This window comes from Methylocystis suflitae (genome assembly GCF_024448135.1).
GTDB lineage: Bacteria > Pseudomonadota > Alphaproteobacteria > Rhizobiales > Beijerinckiaceae > Methylocystis > Methylocystis suflitae.
In genome coordinates this window covers 38,847-54,657 of record NZ_JAMRYX010000229.1, presented here as the reverse complement: position 1 = coordinate 54,657, position 15,811 = coordinate 38,847, and the positions used below count along the sequence as shown (strand labels likewise).

Below are 15,811 nucleotides of genomic sequence, written 5' to 3'. Positions count from 1 at the left end.
GCTCTAACGATCAGTGCGCGCGGACGCCGGTGCCGTCATCGTCGCTGACGGCATGCTTGGCGATCGCGGCGGCGTCTTCCCGCCATTCGATCGGCGTCGGCTGGGAGATCAGCGCGTGCCGCAGCACCTCTTCCATGCGCGCGACGGGCACGATTTCCAGGCGGTTCTTCACCGCATCCGGGATTTCCGCCAGATCCTTGGCGTTCTCCTCCGGGATCAGCACTTTCTTCAAGCCGCCACGCAGCGCCGCCAGCAGCTTCTCCTTCAAGCCGCCGATCGGCAAGACGCGGCCGCGCAGCGTGATCTCGCCGGTCATGGCGATGTCGCGCCGGACGGGAATGCCGGTGATGATCGAGACGATGGCGGTCGCCATCGCCACGCCAGCCGACGGTCCATCCTTGGGCGTCGCGCCTTCCGGCACGTGCACATGGAAATCGCGTCGATCGAAGACCGGCGGTTCAACGCCGAAGTCGACCGCGCGCGAGCGCACGTAGGACGCCGCCGCGGAGATCGACTCCTTCATGACGTCGCGCAGATTGCCTGTCACGGTCATCTTGCCCTTGCCGGGCATCATGACGCCTTCGATCGTCAGCAATTCGCCGCCGACCTCGGTCCAGGCGAGTCCGGTCACGACGCCGACCTGATCTTCGAGTTCGGCCTCGCCATAGCGGTACTTGGGCACGCCAAGATATTCGGCGATGTTCTCGCTCGTGATGACGATCTTCTCCTTCTTCTTGAGAAGGATTTCCTTCACCGCCTTGCGCGCGAGATTGGAGAGTTCGCGCTCCAGATTGCGCACGCCCGCTTCGCGCGTATAGCGGCGAATGAGGGTGAGCAGCCCGTCGTCGGCGATCATCCATTCGTCGGGCGAAAGGCCGTGCTTATGCACGGCGCTGGGGATGAGGTGCCTGCGCGCGATCTCGAGCTTCTCATCTTCCGTGTAGCCGGCGATGCGAATGATCTCCATGCGGTCCATCAGCGGCGCCGGAATATTGAGCGTATTCGCCGTCGTCACGAACATCACATTCGAAAGGTCGTAGTCGACTTCGAGGTAATGGTCGTTGAAGGTCGCGTTCTGCTCTGGGTCCAGCACTTCGAGCAAGGCCGACGACGGATCGCCGCGGAAGTCCATGCCCATCTTGTCGATCTCATCCAAGAGAAAGAGCGGATTGGACGTCTTCGCCTTGCGCATCGACTGGATGATCTTGCCGGGCATCGAGCCGATGTAAGTGCGCCGATGGCCGCGGATTTCCGCTTCGTCGCGCACGCCGCCAAGCGACATGCGCACGAAGTCGCGGCCCGTGGCCTTGGCGATGGATTTGCCGAGCGAGGTCTTGCCCACGCCGGGCGGGCCGACGAGGCAGAGGATCGGACCCGTCAGCTTGTTGGCGCGGCTCTGCACGGCGAGATATTCAAGGATGCGCTCCTTGACCTTCTCGAGGCCGAAGTGCTCGGCGTCGAGCACTTCCTCCGCCTGTCCGAGATCCCGCTTCACCTTGGAGCGCTTGCCCCACGGGATCGACAGGATCCAGTCAAGGTAGTTGCGAACGACAGTGGCTTCGGCCGACATCGGCGACATCTGCCGCAGCTTCTTGAACTCGGCGAAGGCCTTGTCGCGCGCTTCCTTGGAAAGCTTGGTGTTCTTGATGCGCTCCTCGAGTTCGGCGAGATCGTCCTTGCCGTCCTCGTCGCCCAACTCCTTCTGGATCGCCTTCATCTGCTCATTGAGATAGTATTCGCGCTGCGTCTTCTCCATCTGGCGCTTGACGCGCGTGCGAATGCGCTTCTCGACCTGCAGGACCGAGATCTCGCTCTCCATCAGCGACAGACATTTCTCGAGGCGGCGCGCGACGCTGACCGTCTCAAGCACGTCCTGCTTCTCGGCGATCTTCACCGACAGGTGAGACGCGACCGTGTCGGCGAGCTTCGAATAGTCGTCGATCTGCGTCACCGCGCCGACGACCTCGGAAGAGACCCGCTTGTTGAGTTTCACATAGCTTTCGAATTCGGCGATCACAGACCGGCCAAGCGCTTCGACCTCGACCGGAGTGGCGAGATCGTCGGCGACGACTTCGGCGTCCGCTTCGTAATAATCGTCTGCGCGCGTGTATGTGCGAACGCTGGCGCGCGCGACGCCTTCGACCAGCACCTTCACCGTGCCGTCGGGCAGCTTCAGAAGCTGCAACACCGAGGCGAGCGTTCCAATCGGGTAGATCGCGTCGGCCGAGGGATCGTCGTCACCCGCGTTCTTCTGCGTCGCCAGCAGAATGAGCCTGTCGGACTTCGTCACCTCTTCGAGCGCGCGGATGGATTTCTCGCGCGCGACGAACAGAGGAACAATCATGTGCGGGAAGACGACAATGTCGCGCAGCGGCAGCACCGGATAGCTTTCGATGGTTCCGGGCATGACGGCGTCTCGCTTTTCGTTCGACATTCTTTTTGTCCTGTCCTTGACGCGTCCCGCTAAAGCGGCGGCGCGAGTCCGCAGGGCGATTTTGGCTTTAGGCCGCGATACGGTCGCCCGCCGATTTCGCGCCATAAAAGACCGCCGGCGGATGCGCCCGACGGCCCCGTTAACGCAAATGGTTACGCGAACAATCGATTCAAGACGCTGCGGCGCCCAAGCTTAAACCCGCGGGCGTCGCCGCCGCATCGGTCTCCGCGCGTCAGGCGCTGGCGCCGCTTTTCTCGCTGCGCTCGGAGTAAATATAGAGCGGCCGCGCTTTGCCCTCGACGACTTCCGGCCCGATCACAACCTGCTCGACTCCCTCCAAACCTGGTAGATCGAACATCGTGTCTAGCAAGATTCCTTCCATGATCGAGCGCAGGCCGCGAGCGCCGGTGTGCCGTTCGATCGCCTTGCGCGCGACGGACGACAGCGCGTCGTCCTGGAAGGTGAGTTCGACGTTTTCCATCTCGAAAAGCCGCTGATACTGCTTGACCAACGCGTTCTTGGGCTCGGTCAGGATCCGCTTGAGGGCGTCCTCGTCAAGATCCTCGAGCGTCGCAATGACCGGGAGGCGGCCGACGAATTCGGGGATGAGCCCAAATTTCAGCAGGTCTTCCGGCTGCACCTGCCTAAAAATGTCGCCGGTGCGCCGTTCGTCGGGCGACTGCACGGCGGCGGCGAAGCCGATCGACGTGTTGCGCCCGCGGGCGGAGATGATCTTTTCGAGCCCCGCGAAAGCGCCGCCACAGATGAACAGGATATTCGTCGTGTCGACCTGCAGGAACTCCTGCTGGGGATGCTTGCGGCCGCCTTGCGGCGGCACGGAGGCGACGGTGCCCTCCATGATCTTCAAGAGCGCCTGCTGCACGCCTTCGCCCGAAACGTCGCGGGTGATTGAAGGATTGTCGGACTTGCGCGAAATCTTGTCGATCTCGTCCACGTAGACGATGCCGCGCTGGGCGCGCTCGACATTGTAGTCCGACGCCTGCAGAAGCTTGAGGATGATATTTTCGACGTCCTCGCCGACGTAGCCGGCTTCGGTCAGGGTCGTGGCGTCCGCCATGGTGAACGGAACATCCAGGATGCGCGCCAGAGTCTGGGCCAGCATGGTCTTGCCGACGCCGGTCGGTCCGATCAGCAGAATGTTGGACTTCGCCAGCTCGACGTCGCCATGCTTGGTGGCATGGTTGAGGCGCTTGTAATGGTTGTGGACCGCTACCGAGAGAACGCGCTTGGCCTGTGACTGGCCGATGACATAGTCGTCCAGAACCTTACAAATCTCTCGCGGGGTCGGAATGCCGTCGCGCTGCTTGACCAGCGAGGACTTGTTCTCCTCGCGGATGATGTCCATGCACAATTCGACGCATTCATCGCAGATGAACACCGTCGGTCCGGCGATGAGCTTACGCACCTCGTGCTGGCTCTTGCCGCAAAAGGAACAGTAAAGCGTGTTCTTGGAATCGCCGCCGCCGACCTTGCTCATATTGCTCTCCTATCGGGCCGGACTGCCGGGCGAATCGGCCCGAACACCTGTGTTACCGGCGCCACACTAACAAAAAGTGGAAGCGGCTGGCGTGCCCGTTTCCCCATCCAGTTTCGGTCGTCAGCGACGAGCGCCCGAGAACCATGACTGGTTAGTGTATTTTACACGACGGCCAAATTGCAACCTTCGCCGGAAACTCTGTTGAAGCAAGAAAGGCGCCCTCGACCACGGCTCAGGCGGTAAGGATCTTGGGAACCCGATTGAGCCGCAAGCGATAGGCGTCCGGCATGCCGCTTCCAAGCAAGGGGCGCAGATACATCCGGAAGGCGTCGGTGACGTCTGTGCCGCAGGGGCTAATGTATTCGTCCGACATGACTTTTGTCTTCGCGGCGATCTCTTCAAGCGGCGTCAGCTGATAGTCGACCGAATAAAAGCCGGTCCGGTGGATCGTCACCGAGCCGTCGCGGTCGCCCCATATGGCGTATTGCACGGCCTTTTCGCCGACCTCGCGCGCCTCGCGCTGGTCGACGTCGGAAACGCAGCCGACGAAGCTCCTTTGCACATAGCCGAATGTATCGGCCCGCACCCGCTTGAATCCGAGCCGATCCTTCACGAGGCGGGTAAGTTCGTCGGCCAGCGCGCCGCCGCCCAGATGGACATTGCCGTGATCGTCGCGCTCCACCGCCTTGGCCAGCTTTTCGGCGATGGGCGTATGGTTTTCGTCGCAGACGCCTTCTGACACGGCGACGACGCAGCGGCCATATTTCGCCATCGTCGCCTTAACGTCGGCGAGGAACTTGTCGACGATGAAGGCGCGCTCGGGGATGTAGATGAGATGCGGGCCGTCGTCGGGGAATTTCTTGCCGAGCGCCGAGGCGGCGGTCAGAAAGCCCGCGTGCCGGCCCATGACGATCGCGATATACACCCCGGGGAGGGCCCAATTGTCGAGATTGGCGCCCGCGAACGCCTGCGCCACCCAGCGCGCCGCCGAGGGGAAGCCCGGCGTGTGGTCGTTGACCATCAGATCGTTGTCGATGGTTTTTGGAATGTGAACCGTCCGCAGCGGATAGCCGGCGTTTTGGGCTTGCTGCGAGACGATGCGCACCGTGTCCGACGAATCATTGCCGCCGATATAGAAAAAGCAGCCGATCCCATGCGCGCGTAGGACGCGGAAGATTTCCTGACAATATTTGAGGTCCGGCTTGTCGCGCGTCGAGCCGAGCGCCGAAGACGGGGTGCAGGCGACGAGTTCGAGATTATGGGTCGTCTCCTGCGTGAGGTCGACGAAATCCTCATTCACGACGCCGCGAACGCCATGGAAAGCGCCATAAACCCGCTCGACCTCGCGAAATTTGCGGGACTCCAGCACGGCGCCGACGAGCGACTGATTGATGACGGCGGTGGGGCCGCCGCCCTGAGCGACGAGCACTTTGGAAAAATCAATGGCGGTCACGACAAGCTCCTGGAAACCCGCGGCGGCAGCTTTCCCGCGAACGCGGGACGGCGGCGCTTCAACCGCGCTGCGCTTATATTCTCAGGCGCCAGGCGGTTCAAATCGATCCGACCGCTATTCCGCGGACGCGCTCGCGCAGACCTTGGCGAAGAGTCCTTCGTAATAGGGCGGCGCCGGCGACCATTCGTTTTTCGGCGGATATGGCTTGGTGATCTTTCCTTGCCCCATTTGGCCCTGCCGCCAGCCGCCACCCTCGGACCGGTATCTACGATTGGCGCAATCGAGCGACACTTTCTCGATTTCCGACAGCCCTTTTTCGGCAAGACCGAATGCGGCGGCTTTTGGCGAGGCGGCGTTGTAATCCGTCAGCGCGTCGACCGTGACGATTCCGTCGGACGTTATCCGGCGAGAGCCGGGGTCCAGATAGACGGTCGAGAAATCGTCCTTGGAGACCTCGACCCATTCGACGCGGGCCGATGCGGAAGACGCCAGCGTCGACAGGAGAGCCGAGACGCTGATCTTCCACATCGCTGTCCGCATCCTCGGCTTAGACAAGAGCGCCGTGGCAATGCTTGTATTTCTTACCCGAGCCGCAAGGGCAGGGCTCATTGCGGCCCACCTTGCCCCAAGTGGTCGGATTGCCAGGGTCGCGTTCAGTGGGCGCCTCGCTGACCGCGAGCCCGCGCGCCGAGAAATCGACCCCCGCGAGACGCGTATTGAGCTCATCGAGCGCAAGCTGCTGTCCGCCGCCGATCAGCGCCTCGGGATTTGGATGCGACATTTCCATCGGCGGCAGCTCCGGCGGCGCGGAAGGCGGCGCCTCGAAGGACACTTCGACGCGCATCAGTTGCGTGGTCACCGTTTCGTCCCACCGCGTCATTAGGCTCTTGAAGAGTTCGAGCGCTTCGGACTTGTACTCGTTGAGCGGATCGCGCTGCGCCATGCCGCGCCAGCCGATCACCTGCCGAAGGTGGTCGAGCGCGATGAGATGTTCGCGCCACAGCGTATCGAGAGACTGCAGGACGACCTGCTTCTCGATCATGCGCATCAGCGGCTCAGTGTTCTTTTCGACGCGTTCGGCGTAAGCGGCGTCGGCCGCCTCCAGCAGACGCTCCTTGAGCTCCTCGTCGGCGATGCCTTCTTCCTTCGCCCAGTCGGCGACCGGCAGATCCAGATTGAGCTTCGTTTTGACGTCTTCCGCCAGCCCGTCGACGTTCCACGCCTCGGCGTAGGCGTCATGCGGGATGTGCTGCGACACCATCGCGTCGACCACGTCGGCGCGCATGTCGGCGATCTGCTCCTCGACGCTCTCCTCATCCATGATTTCGAGCCGGCGCTCGAAGATCACCTTGCGCTGGTCGTTCATGACGTTGTCGAACTTGAGGATGTTCTTGCGGATGTCGAAATTGCGCGCCTCGACCTTATGCTGCGCCTTCTCGATCGCCTTGTTGATCCACGGATGGACGATGGCTTCGCCCTCCTGCAGGCCGAGCTTCACCAGCATCGAATCCATGCGCTCGGAGCCGAAGATGCGCATGAGGTCGTCCTGCAGCGACAGGAAGAATTTTGAGCGGCCAGGGTCGCCCTGGCGTCCGGAGCGGCCGCGCAGCTGATTATCGATGCGCCGGCTCTCGTGGCGCTCGGTGCCGATGATGTAGAGGCCTCCGGCGGCGATGGCCTTCTCCTTGAAGTCCGCGACCTCCTCGCGGATTTCCGCTTCCTTCTTGGCGCGCGCGTCGCCTTCGAGGCCGGCGCATTCCTGCGTCACGCGCATCTCGACGTTGCCGCCTAGCTGAATGTCGGTGCCGCGACCGGCCATATTGGTGGCGATGGTGATCGCGCCGGGCACGCCGGCTTCCGCGACGATATAGGCTTCCTGCTCGTGGAAGCGCGCATTGAGCACCGCGAAAAGCTTCGACGGCTTGCTCGAACGCGCCGCTGCGTAGAGTCCCGTCAGTCCCTTGGGATCGGCAAAGTCGATCATCTTGTAGCCCTGCGTCAGCAGGAATTCCGCCAGCTGCTCCGACTTCTCAATCGACGTCGTTCCGACGAGAAGCGGCTGCATCCGCCCGTTGGCGTCCTGGATTTCGGCGGCGATCGCGCCGAGCTTCTCCTTGGACGTGCGATAGACCTCATCATCCTCATCGAGACGGCAGACCGGGCGGTTCGTCGGAATCTCAACGACGTCCAGCTTGTAAATTTCAGCGAATTCATTCGCCTCGGTCGACGCCGTGCCGGTCATGCCGGCGAGCTTGCCATAGAGACGAAAGTAATTTTGGAAGGTGATCGACGCGAGCGTGACGTTTTCAGGCTGAACCTGAACATGCTCCTTCGCCTCGAGCGCCTGGTGCAGGCCTTCCGAATAGCGGCGGCCCGGCATCATGCGGCCGGTGAATTCGTCGATGATGACCACCTCGCCCTTGCGGACGATGTAATCCTTGTCCTTCTGGAAGAGCTTATGCGCGCGCAGCGCCTGATTGACGTGATGCACGAGCGTCACATTGTGCGCTTCGTAAAGCGCGCCTTCGGTCAGCGCGCCGGCCTCGGACAGGAGCTGTTCCATATGCTCATTGCCGGCGTCGGTCAGATGAACCGTGCGCTGCTTCTCGTCGAGTTCGAAGTCGTCGGCGTTGAGCTTGGGGATCAGCTTGTCGATCGTATTGTAGAGATCGGATTTGTCGTCGATGGCGCCCGAGATGATGAGCGGCGTGCGCGCCTCGTCGATCAGGATCGAATCCACTTCGTCGACGATCGCGTAATTATGTCCTCGCTGAACCATCTGCGAGAATTCATATTTCATATTATCGCGCAGATAGTCGAAGCCGAATTCGTTGTTGGTGCCGTAGGTGATGTCGCAGGCGTAGGCGGCGGCGCGATCCTCGTCCATGAGGTCATGCACCACGACCCCGACGCTCATGCCGAGAAATCTGTAGATCTGCCCCATCCATTCGGAGTCGCGCTTGGCGAGATAGTCGTTCACCGTGACGACATGGACGCCTTTGCCGGCGAGCGCGTTGAGATAAACCGCGAGCGTGGCGACGAGAGTCTTGCCTTCGCCGGTGCGCATCTCGGCGATCGCGCCTTCATGCAGCACCATGCCGCCGATGAGCTGGACGTCGAAATGGCGCTGCCCGAGGGTGCGCTTGGCCGCCTCGCGCACGGTGGCGAATGCGGGAACGAGCAGATCGTCGAGCGTCTTGCCGGCGGCGAGCTCGTCGCGGAACTGGCGGGTTCGGTCCTTCAGCTCGTCGTCGGTCAGCGCTTCGACGTCCGCCTCCAGAGCGTTGATCGCGTTGACCTTCGGCGCGTAGGTCTTGAGCCGGCGGTCATTGGCCGTGCCGAAAATCTTCTTGGCGAGTGCGCCGATCATCCTTGCGAACCTTTCTCCCGAGCAGCGTCTGCCGCCTTCTCGGCGCGCCGGGGAACGGCGGCCGGCGGAACGTCGCATAATGCATGAATAACATACGCCTGCGACATCGACCCAATGGCGGCGGGGCGCCGAGACCGACGCGGCGTTTCCGCGCGAGAGATAAGAGCCGCCGGAAACCTTGTCAATGTAAGGGATTTGGCGGCGCGGCGCCATGTGGATCAGGTCTGACGCCCATCGCCTGGGGTAAGCCAAACGGACGTTGACGGCGGCCAGCGCCAGGCCTAGCGTCGCTTGATCAATCGTTTTTTTGTCGCGCGTCCATATTCGGAGCAGATTTAAGGAGGTCCCATTGGCTAGCCGTCATTGTTGGCTTATCGCCGCTCTTAGCGCCGCAATTTTTCTTGGCGGCGCGACGGCGCAGGCCCAGCGCCGAACCCCTCCCGAAGCCGGTGTGAGCCCAACGGAGCACTTCGGTGAAAAGGCGCCTCCCAAGGAAGAAGCCGCGCCGCCGAGCAAGAAGCCCGTCTCGGGCGAAGAAGACGCCCGGCCGGGCGTCGGCGAAGTTTCCAAGGAGCCGCAAGTTCCCACCAAGGCGCGGTCCATCCGCCGCGACCCTGCGGCCCAGCCCACGCCCAAGCCTTAATTCTTTTCGATCGCGTCCCGCGCACTTCGCAGGGGAGGGGACCATGCGCAGATTTTTGATTTTATTGGCCACGCTCAGCATCGTCTGTGCGCCGAACGCCGCGCAGGCCTGGTTCAAGTTCCGCAATAAAACCAGCGCCACGGTGTGGGTGTCGTTTCTTTGGTATTCGCCTGGCTGTTCCGACGGCGGCGACTGGACGAAAAAGGGGTGGTGGAAACTAGAGCCCGGCCAGATCAAGACCGTTTTCGGCAGCGACCTCCAGAGCGTTAATACTTATTACTATTATTACGCCGAATCGAGCGACGGGACGAAGTGGAGCGGCCCCTTCAACACATGCGTGCCGCAGAGCGCCTATGAGTGGTGCATCAACACCTGCTGCTCGCCGACATGCCGGACGGTCGGCTTCCGCGAGAAATATATCGGCAGCAACAACAACTACACGATCAACCTCGTCAAATAGGGGTTCATGGCGCCTCGTTGATGGGGCGTAGGGGCGACGGCATCACGCCCGTCTGCATCAGCCGCAAAAACAGCTTTATGCCCACCGGCTCATTGCCGTTGGGGTGCACGAGCACGATCGCGCCCGGGCGGGGCCTTAAGCCGAGCGCGAGCCAGGAGTCGGCGCCGAGCGCGATGAGATGCCGGCTGCGGACGTTCCCCAGCAGCGCGGCGTCGGCGACGAGACCCGGAAAGCGAAAAAATACCGAAGGCGTTTCGCCCTCGGCGATGATGAGCTTTTCCGTCTCGAAAATCTCGCGATCGACGTCCACGCCCGGCCGCAGGAAGTAATTGCGCCCGTCCGGAAGGCGGCGAACATAGGGATGGCTGTAGGAATGATTGGCCCAGGCGATGTCGAGCGCGCCGCTGCGCGCCTTCTCGCGCAGCCAGGCGAAGTCGGCGCCGTGCCGGGCGATCCAGCCGCCGGAGACGGCGAGCATCACGGGCGTGCGTGGCCCCTGCGCGGCGAGTTCTTCGAAAAAGGCGCGGTCCAGCGGCTTGCGGCTGGGGCAGAGGTCGCCGGTCACAAAGGCGCCGCCGCCGGCGCCGTGAATGAGGCCGGCGTTGGCGAGCGCCGGCGGACGCGTCGGGTCAGGCGGCGGATGCAGCGCCTTGAGATAGCGCGTCTCGGCCTGCGCCGCATCGCTCGTCGCTTCGCAGCGCCAGCAAGCGGCGCGCTCGAGAGATGTCTGCAGCGATTGCGGATCGACGGTGAGGAGCAGGGGCGTTCCGTCGACGTTCATGCGCCGGATGGCGAGCCGCAAGACGCTCTCTTTGGCGCAAAGTTCGAAAATTGGCGCATAGTCGCGCACGCGCGCGCCTGTCGGCGCGGGTCCTGGGATAAGTGCGACGGACGAGCAAGGTCTGTCTTCGCCGCGCGCCGTTGCGGCGCCGGCGATGCACGCCCACAATAGCAGAACGAGGACCCGTCTCACGGCGCGATCATGATCAAGAAGGAAGAGATTGAGAAGATCGCCCTTTCGGTCGAGTCGGAGGAGTCGAGCGAGCTTGCGGCCAGGCTCGGCGAGGCGATCGCGGGTCAGTTCGGCCCGCGCGACGAAACGCCCCTCTGCATCGTGGCGCGCGATCCGCAGGGGACGCTTGCCGGCGGTTTGAACGGCGCCTCCCACTGGCGTTGGCTTTACGTTCGTCATCTTTGGGTCGAGGCGTCGCAGCGTGGGCGCGGCTTGGGGCGTCGGCTCATGGCGGAAGCCGAGCGGCTGGCCAAGGACCGCGGCTGCGTTGGGATCTATGTCGACACATTCGACCCGCAAGCCGCCGCTTTTTACCAAAATCTTGGATTTACGCGCGCCGGCGAGATCGTCGGCTTTCCTCCTGGACACGCTCGGCTGTTTTTCAGGAAGTCGCTGCGATGACGGAGACCATGGAGGCGATGGTGTTGCGGCGGCCGAATACGCCGCTCGTCGTGGAGGAGCGGCCGATCCCGTCGCCCGGCACCGGCGAGTTGCGGCTCAAGATCGAGGCGTGCGGCGTTTGTCGCACCGATCTCCATGTCGTCGACGGCGAACTGACCCAGCCGAAGCTTCCGATCGTTCCAGGCCACGAAATTGTCGGGCGCATCGAGGCGATCGGTCGGAGGGTGACCGGCTTCTCGCTTGGACAGCGGGTCGGCGTTCCCTGGCTTGGCCACACCTGCGGGCACTGCCCCTACTGTCTGAGCGCGCGCGAAAATCTGTGCGACGATCCGCTCTTCACTGGATACACGCGCGATGGCGGTTATGCGACCCATACGATCGCCGACGCGTCCTACTGTTTCCCGCTGACCGAGACCGGCGATTCGGCGACGCTCGCACCATTGCTGTGCGCGGGCCTCATCGGCTGGCGCACATTGAAGATGGCGGGTCCGGCGGAAGCGATCGGCATCTACGGCTTCGGCGCCGCCGCCCACATCATCGCTCAGGTTGCGATCTCTCAGGGCAAGCGCGTTCACGCATTCGTTCGGCCCGGCGATCAGGCGGCGGCGGAATTCGCGCTCTCGCTCGGCGCGGCGTCGGCGCAGGATTCCGAAGCGCCCTCTCCGGAGCCGCTCGACGCCGCGCTGATCTTCGCGCCGGTCGGCGCGCTCATTCCGCGCGCGCTCGCCGCGACGATGAAAGGCGGCGCGGTCGTTTGCGGCGGCATTCACATGAGCGACATTCCGACGTTTCCCTACGCCTTGCTTTGGGAGGAGCGTCGACTGCTTTCGGTCGCCAATCTCACGCGCGAAGACGCGCGCGAGTTCCTTGCGCTGGCGCCGACGATTCCGCTGAACATGCATGCGACACGCTATCCTCTGGCGCAGGCGAATGAAGCGCTCGCCGATCTGCGCGAGGGTCGGCTGCAAGGCGCCGCGGTGCTCATTCCATAAGCCGTGATCGTTTACGCGCTCCGCAAGGATAGGCGTTTGCCGATTGTCATTTCCGGCAGGCCCAAGGCCTGACCGGGAATCCAGAGCAATGGCGTGAGTGATGAGTTTCGTTCTCGATTCCCGATCGCGCGCGTCGCGCGCGTCGGAATTGACATCACAGTTTGGCGGCTTGCGATGACGACTTCAAAGCGTTCTCAATCTCGGCGGCGATTGTCGCCGCATCCTTCGAGGCGTCGATCTTGAGCCAGTCGATCTCGCCCGTCGCCTTCTCCATTTGCGCCTCGAGCACGTCGCGCGTGGCGTCGGACACGTCGTTGACGCGCGCATCGACGCGCGCCGCGCGTTGGTCGAGATCGAGATCGAGCCAGACGCCAAGGAACGGCGCGCGCACACGCTCGGCCGCGGCTCTTATCGCTTCGCGATCCTCGGGACGATCGAAGACGGCGTCGACGATGACAGGCCAGCCGAGCGCGGCCGTTCGCGCCGATGCGTCGAACATCTCGCCGTAAACCTTCGCCGAAACGGCGCTGGCATAGGCCTCTTGCGGAAGACGCGCGGTCGGCGCGACGCCGAACAGCCGCTTGCGGATGCGATCGCTGTTGATGACGCGCGCGCCGGGCGGACATCTGATGACGGGCGCAAGCGCCGCGGCGACGCTCGATTTTCCTGACCCGCTGAGACCGCCGATGGCAATGACGGCGGCTTTCGCCGGCGCAAGCAGAGTCATCGCGAGATCGAAATAGAGGCGCGCGCGTTCGGGGTTGTGTTGCGACGCCTCGACATGCGCGCGTATGGCGGCGCGCAACGACATGAAGAAGGGAAGAAGCGGCAGGCCGTCGGTTTCGTCGCGCGCGTCGAGATAGCGGTTGAGCGCCAGATTGGCGCAGCCAAACGCGCCGACTTGCCACAGATCCATCAGCAGGAAGCTGACGTCATACAGCACGTCGATCGTCGCGATCTCGTCATCGAATTCGAGACAGTCGAAGAGCGTCGGGGCGCCCTCGAACAGACAGATGTTGCGCAGCGTCAGATCGCCATGGCAGCGGCGCACTTTGCCCCGCGCCTTGCGCGCGTCGAGCAGCGCGCCTTGCGCGTCGAGCGCTCCGCTAAGCCGGGCGACAAGCAAATCGATTTGCTTCGCGCTTGCGGCCGCCGCGTTGCGCAAGCTCAAAGCCGTATCGTCCAGCGTTCGGCGCATCGCCGCCGCGCCGCCCTTTTCATAATTGGGCGCCGCCGCGTCATGGGTCTTCGCGATTAGGCGCGCCAGCGCCTCCACCATCACGGGCGTCAGGCGGCCGTCCTTCGCAATCTGTTCGAAGAGGTCTTCGTCGGCGAAGCGCCGCATGACGACCACCGCGTCGATCATCTCGCCCGCGCCGTCGAGCGCCAGCCGCCCATCCCTCTCGCGGGTCACGCGATGCGCGCCGAGATAAAGTTCGGGCGCGAAGCTTGTGTTGAGCGCCGCTTCACGCTCGCACATCTCCCATCGGCGGCCCGGCGTCGAAAAGTCGAGATAGGGGAAGACCACCGCCTTCTTCAGCTTATAGGCGTGCGTTCCGCAGAGCGCGACGACGGAAATGTGAGTCGTGACGATTCGCTCCGCGCCGCCCTCGAGCGAGGCGAGAAAGCGCACGACTTCATCTTGCGCGCCAAAATCCATGTGGAGTCTCGGAACTCGCGCCCACTGACGCCGTGCATGAGGGGTGCCGCCCCCAGAGGCCAGTCCGCTATGGGTTTGATTGAGCCTATTCCATGCCGAGCGCGGAAAGATAGAGGTCGAGGATTTCCTCCTCCTCCTGCCGCTTGTGCTTATCCAAACGGCGTATCGACACGATCTTGCGCATCACCTTGGGGTCGAACCCGGTTCCTTTCGCTTCCGCGTAGACGTCCTTGATGTCGTCACTGATCGCACGCTTTTCCTCCTCGAGCTTCTCGATCCGCTCGATGAAGGCGCGCAAATGTCCGCCGTCGACGGCGTTGGTGTCCATGTGCAATTCCCGAGGCTGCTCCGGGCGGGCGGGGCGCGCGCCGGCTGGGCGCGAGCCTTGCGACAAACCGGCGGCGCTCGTCAAGGCGGCGCAGCCACTAATCCCCGAATTCCGCAGCCCGAGCGGCGCACTTGAAACCGGCCTTAAGGTCGCCGATCTTTGGCGGAACACCAGAAAGGCCGTAAATTTAATGACCGAGCGGGAACCCTTTTCCAGTCGTGAGCGCCCAATGGCCCCCATCGGGGGGCGCGCCGCGCCTTACATTCCGCCACAGGCGCTGGAGGGCGTCCGGACGCGCCGCATCGTCGCCGTCATGCTCGATCTAATTCTTGTCGCCGGCATGTCGGCGGCGCTGTTCGTCGCTCTCTTCATCCTCAGCGCGGGATTGTCGGCGTTCATCCTGCCGCCGCTGTTCCCGATCGTCGCCTTTTTCTACAATGGTCTGACGGTGTCGGGGCGGAGAATGGCGACGCCCGGCATGGCCTTTATGGACCTGGAGATGCGCACCATGGACGGAGACCCGGTGCCGTTTCTGCAGGCGGCCGTCCATGCCGTGCTGTTTTATGTCACTTGGCTATTCCCGCCGCTGCTGCTCGTTTCGCTGTTCATGGGCGATAAGCGCTGCCTGCACGACATGCTCGCGGACGTCATCGTTTTACGGCGCTCGTCCTAAAATCCGCTAATCGACGCCGCAAATCACCCTTGGCGCACGCCACATGGGCGCTCTAGATTAGTTGTGGATCTGGGATCTTAGAGCGTGACGAAAGAGCCGCGCGACGCGCCGCAATTCTATCTAACCTCTCCGGCGCCGTGCCCCTATTTGCCGGGTCGCGAGGAGCGGAAGGTCTTCACGCATCTGATCGGGCTGCGCGCCCCCGCGCTCAATGACACGCTGACGCAATCCGGTTTCCGTCGCTCGCAGACCATCGCCTACCGCCCCGCTTGCGAGCAGTGCCGAGCCTGCGTGTCGGTGCGAGTCAAGATCGATGAGTTCACGCCGTCGCGCGGCATGAGGCGCATCCGCCGGCGTAACGCCGAGCTTGTCGCCGAAACACGGCCGGCGCGGGCGACGCCTGAGCAATACGCCTTGTTTCGCCGCTACGTCAGCGCCCGCCATTCCGACGGCGGCATGGCCGATATGAGCATGATCGACTATCAGATGATGATCGAAGACAGCCACGTCGACACGCGGCTCGTCGAATATCGTCTCGCCCAAGGCAATGGCGAGATTGGCGCGCTCGTCGCCTGCTGCTTGACAGACCGGCTCTCCGACGGGCTGTCGATGGTCTATTCCTTCTATGAGCCTGAACTCGAGCACAGGTCGCTTGGGGCTTACATGATTTTGGATCATGCGGAGCGCGCCCGCGCCTTTGGTCTGCCGCATGTGTACCTGGGCTACTGGGTCGAAGGTTCGCGCAAAATGGAATATAAGTCGCGCTTCCTGCCTCAAGAGCGCCTGGGCCTGAGCGGCTGGGTCCGCGTGGACTAGCCGGATAGGATCAGGAGCGAAGACTTGAGGGCGAAGATTTGGGGGCCAAGACTTGAGGGCGGCTGTTCGG

Annotated in this window: 14 protein-coding genes; 6 read left to right on the top strand and 8 right to left on the bottom strand. The window is 63.1% G+C overall.

Annotated features, from left to right (window positions below):
- Nucleotides 1-10 precede the first annotated feature (10 nt).
- The 5 genes from lon to secA form a co-directional block, all read right to left on the bottom strand.
- Nucleotides 11-2,434 (bottom strand): endopeptidase La, encoded by a 2,424-nt coding sequence (gene lon / locus NEI07_RS17535; protein ID WP_256036349.1) that lies wholly within the window; start codon nt 2,432-2,434, stop codon nt 11-13.
- 232 nt (nt 2,435-2,666) lie between these two features.
- Entirely contained in the window at nt 2,667-3,932 is a 1,266-nt protein-coding gene (gene clpX / locus NEI07_RS17530; protein ID WP_256036348.1) for an ATP-dependent Clp protease ATP-binding subunit ClpX, read from the bottom strand.
- Nucleotides 3,933-4,164: 232 nt separating this feature from the next.
- On the bottom strand, nt 4,165-5,385 hold the full coding sequence (locus tag NEI07_RS17525) for a 6-phosphofructokinase (protein ID WP_256036347.1): 1,221 nt from the start codon (nt 5,383-5,385) through the stop codon (nt 4,165-4,167).
- Between the two features lie 114 nt (nt 5,386-5,499).
- Nucleotides 5,500-5,913: a surface-adhesin E family protein gene (locus tag NEI07_RS17520; protein ID WP_256036345.1), complete on the bottom strand. Its 414-nt coding sequence runs from the start codon at nt 5,911-5,913 to the stop codon at nt 5,500-5,502.
- A 19-nt stretch (nt 5,914-5,932) separates the two neighbouring features.
- Complete coding sequence (gene secA, locus NEI07_RS17515) at nt 5,933-8,755, bottom strand: preprotein translocase subunit SecA (RefSeq protein WP_256036344.1); 2,823 nt, start codon at nt 8,753-8,755, stop codon at nt 5,933-5,935.
- A 349-nt stretch (nt 8,756-9,104) separates the two neighbouring features.
- Here secA and NEI07_RS17510 point away from each other — a divergent pair, with 349 nt between their 5' ends.
- Nucleotides 9,105-9,398: a hypothetical protein gene (locus tag NEI07_RS17510; protein WP_256036342.1), complete on the top strand. Its 294-nt coding sequence runs from the start codon at nt 9,105-9,107 to the stop codon at nt 9,396-9,398.
- Between the two features lie 43 nt (nt 9,399-9,441).
- Nucleotides 9,442-9,858, top strand: coding sequence for a DUF1036 domain-containing protein (locus NEI07_RS17505; protein ID WP_256036341.1), 417 nt, complete (start codon nt 9,442-9,444; stop codon nt 9,856-9,858).
- Between the two features lie 4 nt (nt 9,859-9,862).
- On the opposite strand, the gene NEI07_RS17500 is transcribed toward NEI07_RS17505, so the two are convergent.
- Nucleotides 9,863-10,831: a polysaccharide deacetylase family protein gene (locus tag NEI07_RS17500; RefSeq protein WP_256036340.1), complete on the bottom strand. Its 969-nt coding sequence runs from the start codon at nt 10,829-10,831 to the stop codon at nt 9,863-9,865.
- Between the two features lie 9 nt (nt 10,832-10,840).
- On the opposite strand from NEI07_RS17500, the gene NEI07_RS17495 reads away from it, so the two are divergent.
- Together NEI07_RS17495 and NEI07_RS17490 are read left to right on the top strand one after the other, a co-directional pair.
- Complete coding sequence (locus NEI07_RS17495) at nt 10,841-11,272, top strand: GNAT family N-acetyltransferase (protein ID WP_256036339.1); 432 nt, start codon at nt 10,841-10,843, stop codon at nt 11,270-11,272.
- 8 nt (nt 11,273-11,280) lie between these two features.
- The gene (locus tag NEI07_RS17490) at nt 11,281-12,264 is read left to right on the top strand and encodes a zinc-dependent alcohol dehydrogenase family protein (protein ID WP_256036351.1); all 984 of its coding nucleotides are present in this window, start codon (nt 11,281-11,283) and stop codon (nt 12,262-12,264) included.
- 154 nt (nt 12,265-12,418) lie between these two features.
- On the opposite strand, the gene NEI07_RS17485 is transcribed toward NEI07_RS17490, so the two are convergent.
- Nucleotides 12,419-13,924 (bottom strand): bifunctional aminoglycoside phosphotransferase/ATP-binding protein, encoded by a 1,506-nt coding sequence (locus NEI07_RS17485; RefSeq protein WP_256036338.1) that lies wholly within the window; start codon nt 13,922-13,924, stop codon nt 12,419-12,421.
- 85 nt (nt 13,925-14,009) lie between these two features.
- Complete coding sequence (locus NEI07_RS17480; RefSeq protein ID WP_256036337.1) at nt 14,010-14,252, bottom strand: DUF2312 domain-containing protein; 243 nt, start codon at nt 14,250-14,252, stop codon at nt 14,010-14,012.
- A gap of 229 nt (nt 14,253-14,481) precedes the next feature.
- On the opposite strand from NEI07_RS17480, the gene NEI07_RS17475 reads away from it, so the two are divergent.
- Entirely contained in the window at nt 14,482-14,925 is a 444-nt protein-coding gene (locus NEI07_RS17475; protein ID WP_256036336.1) for an RDD family protein, read from the top strand.
- An 84-nt stretch (nt 14,926-15,009) separates the two neighbouring features.
- On the top strand, nt 15,010-15,741 hold the full coding sequence (locus NEI07_RS17470; RefSeq protein WP_256036335.1) for an arginyltransferase: 732 nt from the start codon (nt 15,010-15,012) through the stop codon (nt 15,739-15,741).
- The last annotated feature ends 70 nt before the right edge of the window (nt 15,742-15,811 follow it).